This is a genomic window from Streptomyces sp. VNUA24 (assembly GCF_029167005.1).
GTDB classification, from domain to species: Bacteria; Actinomycetota; Actinomycetes; order Streptomycetales; family Streptomycetaceae; genus Streptomyces; species Streptomyces scabiei.
The window spans coordinates 8,362,809-8,377,134 of sequence record NZ_CP119143.1 but is presented as its reverse complement, the minus strand read 5'-3'; the positions used below and the strand labels follow the sequence as shown (position 1 = coordinate 8,377,134).

Sequence of the window (14,326 nt, the reverse complement as noted above, 5' to 3'; positions counted from 1 at the left end):
ATGACGCCCTCGAAGGAACCCCCCACCGCGACGACCCTCGAAGAACGCATCACCGGTGCCCTGGTCGGCGCCGCCGTCGGCGACGCCCTCGGCGGCCCCGTCGAGGGCTACACCCCCGAGCAGATCACCGAACGCCACGGCGGCCGCGTGCACGGCATCGTCGGCCCCTGGAACGGCGACGACTGGCGCACCGCCCGCCCCATCGCGCCGTACCACAAGGGCGACGGCCACGTCACCGACGACACCCTCATGACCCATGCCCTGGTCCGGGTGTACGACCGCGTCCGCGACCACCTGGACGCGTACGCCGTCGCCGAGCACCTGGTGCCGGACATGATGACGACCCCGCGCTGGATCCCCGAGCTGGAGGCGGAGGCCCTCCCCCTCCAGCGGGTCTTCCTGGCCGAGAAGTGGCTGGTGGCCCGTCTCCACTACGGCCACGTCGACCCGCGCGAGGCCGGCACCGGCAACATCGTCAACTGCGGCGCCGCGATGTACATGGCCCCGGTCGGCCTGGTCAACGCGGCCGATCCGCGCGGCGCGTACGCGGAGGCCCTCGACATCGCCGGCGCCCACCAGTCGTCGTACGGCAGGGAGGCCGCGGGCGTGTTCGCGGCGGCGGTCGCGGCGGCGTGCACGCCGGGCGCGACCGCCGCGTCGGTGGTCGAGACGTGTGTCGACCTGGCCAAGGACGGCACCCGCGCGGCGATCGAGGCCGTGTGCGAAACGGCCGCCCGCCACACGGACTTCGAGTCGGCGCTGCGCCCGCTGCGTGAGGCGGTGGCCCCGTTCGACACGGTCGGCCCGGACTACCGCGCCCCCTCCCTGGGCGCCCGCCGCCCCTCCCGCCTCCACTCCATCGAGGAACTCCCCGTCGCCCTGGGCATGTTGCTCGTCGCCCACGGCGACTACCGCCACGCCGTCCTCGGTTCCGTGAACTACGGCCGCGACTGCGACTCGATCGCCACCATGGCGGGTGCCCTCGCGGGCGCCCTGGGCTCGGACGTCCCGTCCGACTGGGCCAAGACGGTCGCCGAGGCCAGCCGCCTGGACCTGCACGCGCCGGCCACGACCCTGGCCGAGGTGGCCCGCGAGATCCACACGCGGGACGTACGGCGCCGCCGCGCCCACGAGTCCGCCTTCGCCACGCTGGCCTCCCTCCGGTGACCCCGCTGCGTCTGACCTGGGTGCAGCCGGAGGACCTCCTGGGCCACGAACTCCACCAGGCGGTCCAGGACGGCCGCGCACCGTCGGCCGTCGCCGCCCGCTGGCGAGCCGCGGGCGGCCCCCCGGCCCCCCCGCGCGCCGGCGCCTCCCCGGGGCGCGTCTCCCGCTACCTGCGGCAGCTCGCCGAGGATCTGCTGGACGAACTCGCCGATCTGCCGAGCGGGTTGAGCGAGGCCGAGCCGACGGCCCTGAGCGGGATCAAGGCACTGTGCCCCCACTGGCCGGCGCCCCCGCCCGCCCCCGGCGCCCCGGGCGCGCCACCCCGCTCCACCCCGGCCGCGTACCTCCCCCGCCTGGAGGCCGCGTGGCTGGGGCGGGCCGCCGGCTGCCTCCTCGGCAAGCCCGTCGAGAAGCTGCCCCTCGCCGCGATCCGCGACCTCGCGCGGGCGTCCGGCAACTGGCCCCTCACCACCTGGTTCACCGCCCGGGGCGTCCCCGCGGAACTCCTCGCCGCCCACCCCTGGAACCGCCGCTCGGCCCCCACCTCCCTCGCCGAGAACATCGACGGCATGCCCGAGGACGACGACCTCAACTACCCCCTCCTCAACCTCCTCCTGCTGGCCCGTCACGGCCGCGACTTCACCACCACCGACGTGGCCACGCTCTGGCTGGACGAACTCCCCGCGGGCCGCACCTTCACCGCCGAGCGCGTCGCCTACCGCAACCTCCTCTGCGGCATCGACCCCCCGCACACCGCCCGCCACCGCAACCCGTTCCGCGAGTGGATCGGCGCCCTCATCCGCGCCGACGTCCACGGCTGGACCAACCCCGGCGACCCGGGCGCCGCCGCCGAACAGGCCCACCGCGACGCCACCCTCACCCACACCGCGAACGGCGTCTACGCGGCCATGTTCGTCGCGGCCACCATCGCGGAGGCGGCCACCGGCACCCACGACATCCACCACTGCCTGCGCACCGGCCTGACGGTCGTCCCCCCGGGCTCCCGTCTGGCGGGGGCGATCACCCACGCCGTCCGTCTCGCCGGCCGTACCCGGGACTTCGAGGCGGTCGTCGACGCCCTCCACACCACCTACGCCGGCCACCACTGGGTGCACGCCCTGCCCAACACCGCGCTGCTCACCGCCGCCCTCACCCACGCCGACGGCGACTTCACGGCCTCCATCTGCCGTGCGGTGTCCGGCGGTTGGGACACCGACTCCAACGGCGCGACGGCGGGCAGCATCGCCGGCCTCCTCGCCGGCTCCCCCGACGCGCTCCCCGAGCGCTGGACGGCCCCCCTCAAGAACCGCCTGGCCACCTCGATCGCCGACCTCAACGGCGTCGGCTTCGACACCCTGGCCCACCTCACCCTCCGGGAGACCCCCCACTCATGACCCAGGCGCACACCCCTCCGCTCTCCCACCTGCGGGTCCTCGACCTCGCCACCCTGTTCGCCGGCCCCCTCGCCGCCACGATGCTCGGCGACTTCGGCGCGGAGGTCATCAAGGTCGAGCACCCCACGAAGCCGGACCCGTCCCGCGGCCACGGCCCGTCGAAGGACGGTGTGGGTCTGTGGTGGAAAATGCTGGGCCGCAACAAGCGCACCCTGACACTGGACCTCTCCACCCCCGGCGGCCGGGACACCCTCCTGCGCCTGGCCGCCACCGCCGACGTGGTCATCGAGAACTTCCGCCCCGGCACCCTGGAGAGATGGGGCCTGGGCTGGAAGGAGCTGTCGGCCGCGAACCCCCGCCTGGTCCTCACCCGGGTCACCGGCTTCGGCCAGTTCGGCCCGTACGCCCACCGCCCCGGCTTCGGCACGCTCGCCGAGGCGATGAGCGGCTTCGCCGCCATCACCGGGGAGCCCGACGCCCCGCCGGTCCTGCCGCCCTTCGGACTCGCCGACTCCATCGCGGGCCTCGCGACGGCGTACGCGGTGATGACCGCGCTCGCCGCGCGTGACCGGACCGGTCAGGGGCAGACGGTCGACATGGCGATCATCGAGCCGATCCTCACCGTCCTCGGCCCCCAGCCCCTCTGGTACGACCAGCTGGGCCACGTGCAGCCGCGCACCGGCAACCGCTCCGCCAACAACGCGCCCCGCAACACCTATCGCACGGCGGACGGCTCCTGGGTGGCCGTCTCCACCTCCGCCCAGTCGGTCGCGGAACGGGTGATGCGGCTGGTCGGCCGCCCCGAGCTGATCGACGAGCCCTGGTTCGGTTCGGGGGCGGAACGGGCCCGGCACGCGGACGTCCTGGACGAGGCGGTCGGCGCGTGGATCGCCCGGCACACCCGCGAGGAGGTCATCGAGGTGTTCGAGAAGGCGGAGGCGGCCGTCGCCCCCGTCCAGGACATCACCGACGTGATGGCCGACCCGCAGTACCGGGCCCTGGACACGGTCACCACCGTGGACGACCCCGACCTCGGACCACTGCGCATGCAGAACGTCCTCTTCCGGCTCTCCGCCACCCCCGGCGCGATCCGCTGGGCGGGCCGCGCCCACGGCGCCGACACGGACGCGGTCCTCACCGAGCTGGGCCTGTCGGAGCCGGACATCGCGGCCCTGCGCCAGGAGGGCGCCCTGTGACCCCCCGGCCGGCCACCCCGTTCCCCCTGACCTGGCTGTACGTCCCCGGCGACCGCCCCGAAGTGGTCGCCAAGGCCCTGGCCTGCGGCGCCGACGTGGTGATCGTGGACCTGGAGGACGCGGTCGCCCCGGACCGCAAGGGCTACGCCCGGGCCGCCACCGCCGACCTGCTCTCGGTCCCTCCGCCCGTGCCGGTCCACGTCCGCGTGAACGCCCTGCACACCCCGGAGGCCGAACAGGACCTCAAAGCCCTCTCGCCCCTGCCCGGTCTGTCGGCGCTCCGCCTCCCGAAGGTCACGTCACCGGCCGAGATCGTCGCCGTCGCGGAAGGGACGGCCCCCGCGGAAGGAGGCGCGATCCCCCTGTACGCCCTCCTCGAATCGGCCCTGGGCGTCGAGCGCGCCTACGCCATCGCCGGCGCCCACCCCGCGCTGCACGGCATCACGCTGGGCGAGGCCGACCTCCGCGCCGACCTGGGCGTCCACCACGACCGGGCCCTCGACTGGCCCCGCTCCCGGGTGGTCGTCGCCGCGCGCGCCGCGGGGCTGCCGTCCCCGGCCCAGTCGGTCCACCCGGACACGAGGGACCTCGACGGCCTGGCCGCCTCCTGCGCCCACGGCCGCTCCCTCGGCTTCCTGGGCCGCGCCGCCATCCACCCCCGTCAGCTCCCGGTCATCGAACGCGCCTACGCCCCGACCCCGCAGGAGGTGGAGTCGGCCGAGGAGACCCTGCGGGCCGCGACCGCCGCACCCGGCGCCCAGGCCCTGCCCGACGGCCGCTTCATCGACCCGGCGATCGTGGCCGCCGCCCACAGAACCCTCTCCCTGGCCGCCCGCCCCACCCGGCCGTGATCCCTCCGCCCGGTGGGGCTTCTCGCGCAGTTCCCCGCGCCCCTGAAAAACAGGGCTGCGCCCACTGCTTTTCAGGCCCGCAGGGCCGATGGCTTTCAGGCCCGCAGGGGCCTGATGCCTTTAGGGGCGCGGGGAACTGCGCGACCAGCCCCCACCGAACCCGCAGCCAAAAACCCACCCGCCCCGAAGGGACAGGTGGGCAGGCATCACATCGACCGAACCGACCGTCGCGTCAGCTCTTCTTCGCCGACTCGGGCTCCTTCTTCTCGCCCTCGGCCACAGCCTTGTCCTCGGACTCCCCCGACTTCGACTTCGACTCCGAATCCGATTTCGACTCCGACTTCGACTCCGACTTCGGCTTCAACTCCGACTCCGGGTCCTCCACCGACACGGCAGCACCCTCGTCCCCGTCACCGTCGGAGACCCCCGGCTCGACGACCTCTTCCCGCCCCGGCCGCTTGCGGGCCGACAGGACCAGGTAGATCACGGCGAGGACGAAGACGAGCAGCGCGGTCCAGTTGTTGAGGCGCAGCCCGAGGATGTGGTGGGCCTCGTCGACCCGCATGTACTCGATCCAGAACCGCCCCGCGCAGTACGAGGCGACGTACAGCGCGAACGCCCGTCCGTGCCCGAGGGTGAAGCGGCGGTCCGCCCAGATGACGAGGAGCGCGACGCCGATGCACCACAGCGACTCGTAGAGGAAGGTCGGGTGGTAGGTGCCCGGCAGCCGCCCGTCCGTGGAGGACGTGATCTCCACGGCCCACGGCAGGTCCGTCGGCTTGCCGTACAGCTCCTGGTTGAACCAGTTGCCCCACCGTCCGATCGCCTGGGCCAGCGCGATACCGGGTGCGACGGCGTCGGCGTACGCGGGCAGCGGGATGCCGCGCCGACGGCAGCCGATCCACGCGCCGACCGCGCCGAGCGCGATCGCGCCCCAGATGCCGAGTCCGCCCTCCCAGACCTTGAAGGCGTCGACCCAGTCACGGCCCTCGCTGAAGTACAGCTCGTAGTCCGTGATCACGTGGTAGAGGCGCCCGCCGACCAGGCCGAAGGGCACGGCCCAGACAGCGATGTCGGCGATCGTGCCGGCCTGTCCGCCGCGTGCGACCCAGCGTTTGTTGCCGAGCCAGACGGCTACGAAGACACCGATGATGATGCAGAAGGCGTAGCCGCGCAGCGGGACGGGACCGAGGTACAGCACCCCGCGCGACGGGCTGGGAATGTAGGCAAGTTCCATGGCAGGGTCGACGCTACCTTGCCGGGCCCGGCCGACGGCGGGCGGCCCGGCAACGGGTCCATAACGCCGCGTCACACCCGCCTTGACACCCCACGGCCCCCAGCAGTCCCCGCCGCCTCACCCGTGACTCACCCCTGGGCCTTCGCCTCCACCATCTGCTTCAGCTTGGCGGGGGTCATGGACTGGTCCGCGTAGATGTTGGTGCCGTTGAGGAAGACGCTCGGCGTGCCGGAGAAGCCGCCCTTCTGGAACGCCTCGTTCGACTTGGCGACCCAGCTGTTGTGTCTGCCGTTCTCGACGCAGGTGCGGAAGGGGGCGGTGTCCAGTCCGTCCACCTTCTTCGCGAGGTCGAGCAGCCTGGCCTCACCGGCGAAGTCGTCGTTCGTCTCGGGCGGCTGGTTCTCGTAGAGCACGTCGTGGTACTCGGGGAACTTGCCCTCGTTCTGCGCGCACGCGGCGGCGTTGGCGGCCTTGCGGGAGCCGCTGCCGCCCATGTTCCCGTCGATCAGGGTGGCGAGGTGGTACTCGACCTTCAGCTTCCCGGCCGCGGTCAGCTCGTGGATCGTCGAGCGGTAGGCGTCCTCGAAGGACTTGCAGGCCGGGCAGCGGAAGTCCTCCCACACGGAGAGGGTCGACCTGGCTCCGGCGTCCCCGACCGGGATCGCGAGGCTGTCCTCGCCGTTCGCCCCCGAGGGCGCCACGACCGGGCCCGAGGCGGAGGACTCGTCGTCCTTGCCCGCGTTCGCCGCCACCACGCCGATGACGGCGGCCAGCCCCAGGACGCACACCACGGAGGCGCCCACGATCAGGACCCGGCGGCGCTTCTCGGCGGTCTTCTGCTTCTCGCGCTCCTCCGCCAGCCATTCACGGGCGGTGCGCTTTCCCTCACGGTTCTTCTCGCTCACATCCCGCAGAACGAACCGGGGAGGCGCACCGCGCCTCCCCGGTCCCACTTCCACCCGTTCGAGTGAGCGGATCGCCCGTGACGTCCAGCTACCCCCGTACGACAAACGGGTGAACGTCACGCGCGTCCGACGCGCCGGGTCAGGCGCCCCGGCGCACCCCCTTGGCGAGGTCGCCCGCCAGAACCCGGACGGCGTCCAGGCCGGCCGCCTCGTCGGGGGCGTCCAGCATCAGCTTCACGAACGCGGAGCCGACGATCACGCCGTCGGCGAACCCGGCGACCTCGGCGGCCTGCTCGGCGTTGGAGACACCGAGGCCGACGCAGACCGGCAGGCCGGAGCCCGTGGCCCGGGTGCGTTCCACCAGGTCCTGGGCCTGCGCGCCCACCGACTCCCGGGTGCCGGTGACCCCCATCAGCGAGGCGGCGTAGACGAAGCCGCTGCCCGCCGCGGTGATCTCGGCGAGCCGGGCGTCCTTGCTGCTGGGCGCGACGACGAAGACCGTGCCGAGGCCGTGCTTCTCGGCGTGCTCCCTCCACAGCGCCGACTCCTGGACGGGCAGGTCGGGCAGGATGCAGCCCGCGCCGCCCGCCTGAGCCAGCTCGGCCGTGAAGCGCTCGACGCCGTAGCGGTCGATGGGGTTCCAGTACGTCATGACGAGGACGGGCTTGCCGGTGGCCTCGAACGCCTCCCGGACGGTCCGCATCACGTCCGCGATCTTGACACCGCCGCGCAGGGCGATGTCGTCGGCGGTCTGGATCACGGGCCCGTCGAGGACCGGGTCGCTGTGCGGCAGACCGACCTCGACGACGTCGGCGCCGCCCTCGAAGACCGCCTTGATCGCGGCGATGCCGCCGTCGACGGTCGGGAACCCGGCCGGCAGATAGGCGATGAGCGCGGACCGCCCCTCCCCCTTGGCCGCGGCGAGCGTGTCGCTCAACAGCTGGATGTTGCCGCTCACTTGGCGTCCCCCTCGATCTCGGCGAGATCGGCCGCGTCGGCCGCGACCTCGGCGTCGGTGTCGTACAGGCCGAAGTAGCGCGCCGCCGTGTCCATGTCCTTGTCGCCACGGCCGGACAGGTTGACGACGATCAGCCCGTCCTTGCCCAGTTCCCTGCCGACCTCCAGGGCGCCGGCGAGCGCGTGGGCGCTCTCGATGGCCGGGATGATGCCCTCGGTGCGCGACAGCAGACGCAGTGCCTGCATGGCCGCGTCGTCGGTGACGGCGCGGTACTCGCCCCGGCCGCTGTCCTTGAGGTACGCGTGCTCGGGGCCGATGCCGGGGTAGTCCAGGCCCGCCGAGATCGAGTACGGCTCGGTGATCTGGCCCTCCTCGTCCTGCAGGACGTAGGAGCGCGAGCCGTGCAGGATGCCCGGTTCACCGGCGGTGAGCGTCGCCGCGTGCTCACCGGTCTCGACGCCGTGGCCGGCGGGCTCGCAGCCGATGAGCCGTACGGAGGCGTCGGGGATGAAGGCGTGGAAGAGGCCGATGGCGTTCGAACCGCCGCCCACGCAGGCCACGGCCGCGTCGGGCAGCCGCCCGGCGCGTTCGAGGATCTGGCGGCGCGCCTCGACGCCGATGACCCGGTGGAAGTCGCGGACCATCGCGGGGAAGGGGTGGGGCCCGGCCACGGTCCCGAACAGGTAGTGCGTGCGGTCGACGTTGGCGACCCAGTCCCGGAACGCCTCGTTGATGGCGTCCTTGAGGGTCCGCGAACCGGACTTGACCGCGATGACCTCGGCGCCCAGCATGCGCATGCGGGCGACGTTCAGGGCCTGCCGCTGTGTGTCGATCTCACCCATGTAGATGGTGCAGTCGAGGCCGAACAGCGCGCACGCCGTGGCGGTGGCGACGCCGTGCTGGCCCGCTCCCGTCTCGGCGATGACCCGGGTCTTGCCCATGCGCCGGGTGAGCAGGGCCTGCCCGAGCACGTTGTTGATCTTGTGTGATCCGGTGTGGTTCAGGTCCTCGCGCTTGAGGAACACCCGCGCCCCGCCGGCGTGCTCGGCGAACCGGGGCACCTCGGTGAGCGAGCTGGGCCTGCCGGTGTAGTGGACGAGCAGATCGTCGAGCTCACGCGCGAACTCGGGGTCGTGCTTCGCCTTGTCGTACTCCACGGCGACCTCGTCCACGGCGGCGACCAGCGCCTCCGGGATGAACTTGCCGCCGAACGCGCCGAAATACCCCTCGGCGCTGGGAACCTGACCCTCGGGGTCGGGAATGAAGAACTCACTGGACATGCGCATACCTCGCAGGGGCGTCGCCCCGTCGTTGGTCGGACTCCGGCTGACAGCGATCACGTACGCGCGCTGCCGGGCACCGCCGGTCACCCCGTCCGTACTCCCCCGCCGCGACGGCGAGCGAGTACGACGGCGTCGACCGGCGGTGCCGAACCGACCGTCTCCGCTCCCGCCTGCCGCCTGCCGCCGGGGACGCGACACCCGGCGTTCAGCGAAGGGAAACGCGGTTCAGCTGCCCGCAGGGCGCCGCGTACGTGTCCTGGGCCATCGCATGCCGTTCACCTGACCCGGCTCGTCACCGATGACATAGCGGACCCGGCGCCCGTGGACGCGACGGGCGGGGGCCCGGCAGCCACGGGGACGGCACCCGCGCGCGAGGCGGGCGTAGGGGTCCCTGGGAGTCATGGTGATCGAGAACATCGGGGCACAGCCTACCGGCCCCGGCTCACCCGTGTGGGTGACCACGACCGCTACGGCGGCCCGGCCGCACCCCGGCGCCCCGGCCGGGACGGATCCCGGCCGGTCGGCGGTGGGGGTACGACCGGTCATGTCCGGGTCAGCCCCGCCCGTGCCGCAGCGCGGGGTGCTCGCCCGCGGCGACGAGGTCGGCCACGGCGGTCCGGGGGTCCTTGCCGGTGACGAGGGACTCGCCCACGAGGACGGCGTCGGCACCGGCGTTGGCGTAGGCGATGAGGTCGTGCGGGCCCCGGACACCGGACTCGGCGATCTTGACGATGGAGTCCGGGATCTCGGGGGCGACCCGCTCGAACGTGGAGCGGTCGACCTCCAGGGTCTTGAGGTTGCGGGCGTTGACGCCGATCACCCGCGCGCCGGCGTCGACCGCGCGCTCGACCTCGTCCTCGTCGTGGACCTCGACGAGCGGGGTGAGCCCGATGGACTCCGCGCGCTCGATGAGCGATTCCAGCGCCGGCTGGTCGAGCGCGGCGACGATGAGCAGGACGACGTCGGCGCCGTAGGCCCGTGCCTCCCACAGCTGGTACGAGGTGACGATGAAGTCCTTGCGCAGGACGGGGATGTCCACGCGCGCGCGGACGGCCTCCAGGTCGGCCAGCGAGCCGCCGAAGCGGCGCTGTTCGGTGAGGACGGAGATGATCGCCGCGCCACCCGCCTCGTAGTCGGCGGCGAGACCGGCCGGGTCGGCGATCGCGGCGAGCGCGCCCTTGGAGGGGCTGGACCGCTTGACCTCGCAGATCACCTTGACGCCGTCGCCGCGGAGCGCGGCCGCGCCGTCCTTGGCCGCCGGAGCCTTCGCCGCGCGCTCCTTGAGCTCGTCGAGGCTGACGCGCGCCTGCCGTTCCGCGAGGTCGGCACGGACTCCGTCGATGATCTCGTCGAGCACACTCACGCGAGCGGCCCCCTTTCAGACGGTGAGAACGATGAAAACGGCAAAAATCAGTGACAACGTTTGACGGTCATGTATTGACAGTCGGGCGGTTCTCGGGGTTGAGGCAGTTCACTGCGATGGTATCCGCAGGAGGGCGTGGGCCTCGCATCCGGTTGACGGCGGTCCCAGTACCTGGACCTTCATGGTTCGATCAAGGGTGGAGCCAGCCACCGAACGGCAGGTTCCGGACAACCGTGAAGACCAGCGCCAATACGCCGAGGGACCACAGCTGGAGGGTGCCGAGGCGTAGGCGGAGGGGCCGTCCGCGCGCCGCGCGGACCACCCAGACGGTCCACAGCACCGCGAAGCCGAGGAAGCCGGCGACGGCCAGCGCGTTGTCGGTGAGGGCGGTCGCGATGTCCCCGTGCGCGAAGGCGTGTGCGCTGCGCAGACCGCCGCAGCCGGGGCAGTACAGGCCGGTGAGGCGCCACAGCGGGCAGACCGGGTAGTGGCCGGGCTCGTTGGGGTCCACGGCCGCGACGTACGCGAAGGCACCGGCGACGGCCGCGAGCACTCCGGCGGGCACCGCGAGCGAGCGGAGCGCGCGGCCCGTCGTCGGGGCGGTCACGCCGCGGGGCGGTGGCGCGGTCGGCTGGGTCTCGGCGTTCACACACCGCATTGTGCCCCGCGCGGGGCACAGGCGCGCCGGAGGGACGGCCCGCGGTGAGGCGGAACCGTCCCTCGGGCGGGTGTCAGCCCTTGGCGCCGGCCGGCTCGGGGGTCGTCCCGGTCTGCGCGCGCACCGTCGCCGTCTCGTACACGGCGTGCGCGTCCTTCGGCTGGCCCATGCCCATGGCACGCATGATCATGCCGACGACGCCGCCGAGGACGGTGATGACCATGCCGGCCCAGAATCCCAGCGGCTCGGCCATCACCATGAAGGCGCCCGAGACGCAGAAACCGATGAAGGCGATGGTGACGCCGGTCCAGGCGGCCGGGGTGTGACCGTGGCTGCTGCCCGCCATGACTTGCTCCTCGTTGTCCATTGCGTGGTGCTCGATGCGTGTCGCTCGATGCCTGTGCTGAGTCGGACGCTCGTCGTCCATTGTCCCGTACGGGTACGGGTGCCTTGAGCGGGGGTGTCCACTCCCGCGTTCGGGGGGTCGTCCGGTGCGTGCGACCCGGTGGTGGCCTAGGCGGGACCGGGTCCCGTCGGGTCCTCGCCGCGGTCCAGGGCCTTCCACATGTCCTCGGGCCGGTCGGGGTCGACGGGCCGGGCCCGGCGCGGCCGGGGGGTGCCGTCGCGTTCGTAGCGGCCGGACATCGCGGGCCACCGCCGTCCGTGGCGCAGCGCGAGCAGTCCGGCGAGCAGGATGAGCGCGCCGCCGACGGCCGCGACGTACGGCCAGCCGGTGTGGCCGAGCGCGTCGACGGTCGCGGCGGTGTCGCCGGACGCCTCGGCCGCCTTGTCGTCGAGCGCGGCGCTGTCCTGGGCACCGAGCAGCGCGGCGGCGATCGTGCCCGCCCCGGAGAGGGCGAGCAGCGCGGAGACCAGGACGCGCCCGGAGCGGCGTACGGCGAAGACGGCGACGAGCGCGGCCAGGCCCACCACGGCGAGCGCCGCGGGCACGCCCGTGACGTCGCTGCCCTGGGCGGTCAGCGGGAAGTCGCCGCCCGCCACCGAGATGGTGCCCTGCGACCAGCGCTGCCGGCTGGCGAGCAGCACGACGGCCGCGCCCAGGGCGCCGCTGAGCAGCGCCAGAGCGAGACTGCGCCGGCCGGCGCGGACGGACGCGGGTTCGGGACGGGGGTGGTCAGGGCTTGCGGTCACGTACTCCACTATCGCCTGCTCCCCGGGTGGGTCGGCACCCGGGGCGACGTGAGAAGCGCCCTACTCGCCCAGCCGGTTGGCCGTGTGCACCGCGCGCAGGACCGCCGCCGCCTTGTTGCGGCACTCGGTGTCCTCGGCGAGGGGGTCGGAGTCGGCGACGATGCCGGCGCCGGCCTGGACGTACGCCGTGCCGTCGCGCAGCAGTGCCGTGCGGATGGCGATGGCGGTGTCGGAGTCCCCGGCGAAGTCGAGGTAGCCGACGCAGCCGCCGTACAGGCCCCGGCGGGACGGTTCCAGTTCGTCGATGATCTGCATCGCGCGCGGTTTGGGGGCGCCGGAGAGGGTGCCGGCGGGGAAGCAGGCGGTCAGGACGTCGAAGGCCGTGCGGCCCGCCGCGACCCGGCCGGTGACGGTGGACACGATGTGCATGACGTGGGAGTAGCGCTCGACGGACATGAAGTCGACGACCTCGACCGAGCCCGGCTCGCAGACCCGGCCCAGGTCGTTGCGGCCCAGGTCGACGAGCATCAGGTGCTCGGCGCGCTCCTTGGGGTCGGCGAGCAGTTCGTCGGCGAGGGCCTGGTCCTCCTGCGGGGTCGCGCCCCGGTGCCGGGTGCCGGCGATGGGGTGGACCATGGCCTGCCCGTCCTCGACCTTGACCAGGGCCTCGGGGGAGGATCCGACGACGTCGAAGCCGTCGAAGCGGAACAGGTACATGTACGGGGAGGGGTTGGTCGCCCTCAGGACGCGGTAGACGTCCAGCGCACTGGCCGTGCACGGGGTTTCGAAGCGCTGGGAGGGGACGACCTGGAAGGCCTCGCCGGCCCGGATGCGTTCCTTGATGTCCTCGACGGCGTCCTGGAAGTCGGGGCCGCCCCACAGCGCGGTGTACTCGGGCAGTTCGGAGGGCGGGAGCGCCGCCGGGGGCTGGGCCACGGGCCGGGCGAGGTCGGCCTCCATGGCGTCGAGGCGGGCGATCGCGTCGGCGTGGGCCTCGTCGACACCGGTGTCGAGGTCGTTGTGGTTGATGGCGTTGGCGATCAGCAGGACCGAGCCCTCCCAGTGGTCCATCACCGCCAGGTCGCTGGTGAGCAGCATGGTCAGCTCGGGCAGCCGCAGGTCGTCCTGCCCGCCGGGGCCGATCTTCTCCAGGCGGCGCACGATGTCGTAGCCCAGGTAGCCGACCATGCCGCCGGTGAAGGGGGGCATGCCCTCCTGGTGGGGGGTGTGGAGGGCCTCGATGGTGGCGCGGAGGGCGGCGAGGGGGTCGCCGTCCACGGGGACGCCGACGGGCGGGGTGCCGAGCCAGTGGGCCTGACCGTCGCGGGCGGTGAGGGTGGCGTGGCTGCGGACGCCGACGAAGGAGTAACGGGACCACGAGCGGCCGTTCTCCGCGGATTCCAGGAGGAAGGTGCCGGGGCGCTCGGCGGCGAGCTTGCGGTAGAGCCCGACGGGGGTGTCGCCGTCGGCGAGGAGCTTGCGGCTGACGGGGATGACACGGCGGTCGCCGGCCAGCTTGCGGAACGTCTCGAGGTCCATGGCGGCTGACCTTACTGATCCAGTGACGGTACGTCGGAATCGGCGCCGCCCGGGGCGCCTTCCTCGGCCTTGAGGACGTCCTCGTCGAAGCAGGTGCGGGCGCCGGTGTGGCAGGCGGCGCCGACCTGGTCGACCTTGACGAGGACGGTGTCGGCGTCGCAGTCCAGGCTGACGGACTTCACCCACTGGACGTGGCCGGAGGTGTCGCCCTTGACCCAGTACTCGCGGCGGCTGCGCGACCAGTAGGTGCAGCGGCCGGTGGTGAGCGTGCGGTGCAGGGCCTCGTCGTCCATCCAGCCGAGCATGAGCACCTCACCGGTGTCGTACTGCTGGGCGATGGCGGGCAGGAGCCCGTCGGCGCCGCGCTTGAGGCGGGCGGCGATCCCGGGGTCCAGCGCGCTGGACGTGCCGGGGCCGGCGGGGGCTCCGGGACGGTGGGGGCTGCTGGAGGACGGCGTGCTGGTCATGCCTGCCATTGTGCCGCGCCGCGCCGGCCGGCCTCGCCGGTTGTCCACAGGCCGGACCCTCTTGTCGTACGTATGACCGGCCCGTGGGGCGACCGTCCGGGTACCGGCGGGCCGGGTTCGGCGCGACCTGTGCTGGGCGGGGTGGTGGCCCGGTCG

At 73.1% G+C, this 14,326-nt stretch carries 14 protein-coding genes; 4 read left to right on the top strand and 10 right to left on the bottom strand.

What is annotated here, in order from left to right; translation table 11 throughout:
• Genes PYR72_RS35915 through PYR72_RS35900 form a run of 4 tightly spaced genes read left to right on the top strand, consistent with a single transcriptional unit; the run spans position 1 to position 4,608 of the window.
• Positions 1–1,167 carry an ADP-ribosylglycohydrolase family protein gene (locus PYR72_RS35915; RefSeq protein WP_275459163.1) on the top strand — a complete coding sequence of 389 codons (1,167 nt, stop codon included), beginning with the start codon at positions 1–3 and terminating at the stop codon, positions 1,165–1,167.
• Positions 1,164–2,561, top strand: a complete 1,398-nt coding sequence (locus tag PYR72_RS35910; RefSeq protein WP_275459162.1) for an ADP-ribosylglycohydrolase family protein — start codon at positions 1,164–1,166, stop codon at positions 2,559–2,561. Before PYR72_RS35915 ends, PYR72_RS35910 begins: the two co-directional genes overlap by 4 nt.
• Positions 2,558–3,757: a CoA transferase gene (locus PYR72_RS35905; RefSeq protein WP_275459161.1), complete on the top strand. Its 1,200-nt coding sequence runs from the start codon at positions 2,558–2,560 to the stop codon at positions 3,755–3,757. Before PYR72_RS35910 ends, PYR72_RS35905 begins: the two co-directional genes overlap by 4 nt.
• Positions 3,754–4,608 carry a CoA ester lyase gene (locus PYR72_RS35900; protein WP_275459160.1) on the top strand — a complete coding sequence of 285 codons (855 nt, stop codon included), beginning with the start codon at positions 3,754–3,756 and terminating at the stop codon, positions 4,606–4,608. Before PYR72_RS35905 ends, PYR72_RS35900 begins: the two co-directional genes overlap by 4 nt.
• Before the next feature lie 232 nt (positions 4,609–4,840).
• Here PYR72_RS35900 and lgt read toward each other — a convergent pair whose 3' ends face one another.
• The 10 genes from lgt to hisI all read right to left on the bottom strand — a co-directional run bounded on the left by lgt (position 4,841) and on the right by hisI (position 14,170).
• Positions 4,841–5,845: a prolipoprotein diacylglyceryl transferase gene (gene lgt, locus PYR72_RS35895; RefSeq protein ID WP_275459159.1), complete on the bottom strand. Its 1,005-nt coding sequence runs from the start codon at positions 5,843–5,845 to the stop codon at positions 4,841–4,843.
• A gap of 128 nt (positions 5,846–5,973) precedes the next feature.
• The gene (locus tag PYR72_RS35890) at positions 5,974–6,750 is read right to left on the bottom strand and encodes a thioredoxin domain-containing protein (protein WP_275459158.1); all 777 of its coding nucleotides are present in this window, start codon (positions 6,748–6,750) and stop codon (positions 5,974–5,976) included.
• Between the two features lie 139 nt (positions 6,751–6,889).
• On the bottom strand, positions 6,890–7,708 hold the full coding sequence (gene trpA, locus PYR72_RS35885) for a tryptophan synthase subunit alpha (protein WP_275459157.1): 819 nt from the start codon (positions 7,706–7,708) through the stop codon (positions 6,890–6,892).
• Positions 7,705–8,988 (bottom strand): tryptophan synthase subunit beta, encoded by a 1,284-nt coding sequence (gene trpB, locus PYR72_RS35880; RefSeq protein WP_275459156.1) that lies wholly within the window; start codon positions 8,986–8,988, stop codon positions 7,705–7,707. Before trpB ends, trpA begins: the two co-directional genes overlap by 4 nt.
• Before the next feature lie 556 nt (positions 8,989–9,544).
• Entirely contained in the window at positions 9,545–10,354 is an 810-nt protein-coding gene (gene trpC, locus PYR72_RS35875; RefSeq protein ID WP_013004397.1) for an indole-3-glycerol phosphate synthase TrpC, read from the bottom strand.
• A 190-nt stretch (positions 10,355–10,544) separates the two neighbouring features.
• Entirely contained in the window at positions 10,545–11,012 is a 468-nt protein-coding gene (locus PYR72_RS35870; RefSeq protein ID WP_275459155.1) for a DUF2752 domain-containing protein, read from the bottom strand.
• A 73-nt stretch (positions 11,013–11,085) separates the two neighbouring features.
• On the bottom strand, positions 11,086–11,358 hold the full coding sequence (locus PYR72_RS35865) for an HGxxPAAW family protein (RefSeq protein ID WP_275459154.1): 273 nt from the start codon (positions 11,356–11,358) through the stop codon (positions 11,086–11,088).
• Positions 11,359–11,525: 167 nt separating this feature from the next.
• Positions 11,526–12,173, bottom strand: coding sequence for a TIGR02234 family membrane protein (locus PYR72_RS35860; protein WP_275459153.1), 648 nt, complete (start codon positions 12,171–12,173; stop codon positions 11,526–11,528).
• A gap of 51 nt (positions 12,174–12,224) precedes the next feature.
• Positions 12,225–13,703: an anthranilate synthase component I gene (locus PYR72_RS35855; RefSeq protein WP_275459152.1), complete on the bottom strand. Its 1,479-nt coding sequence runs from the start codon at positions 13,701–13,703 to the stop codon at positions 12,225–12,227.
• A gap of 11 nt (positions 13,704–13,714) precedes the next feature.
• Positions 13,715–14,170: a phosphoribosyl-AMP cyclohydrolase gene (gene hisI / locus PYR72_RS35850; RefSeq protein WP_275459151.1), complete on the bottom strand. Its 456-nt coding sequence runs from the start codon at positions 14,168–14,170 to the stop codon at positions 13,715–13,717.
• Positions 14,171–14,326 lie beyond the last annotated feature (156 nt).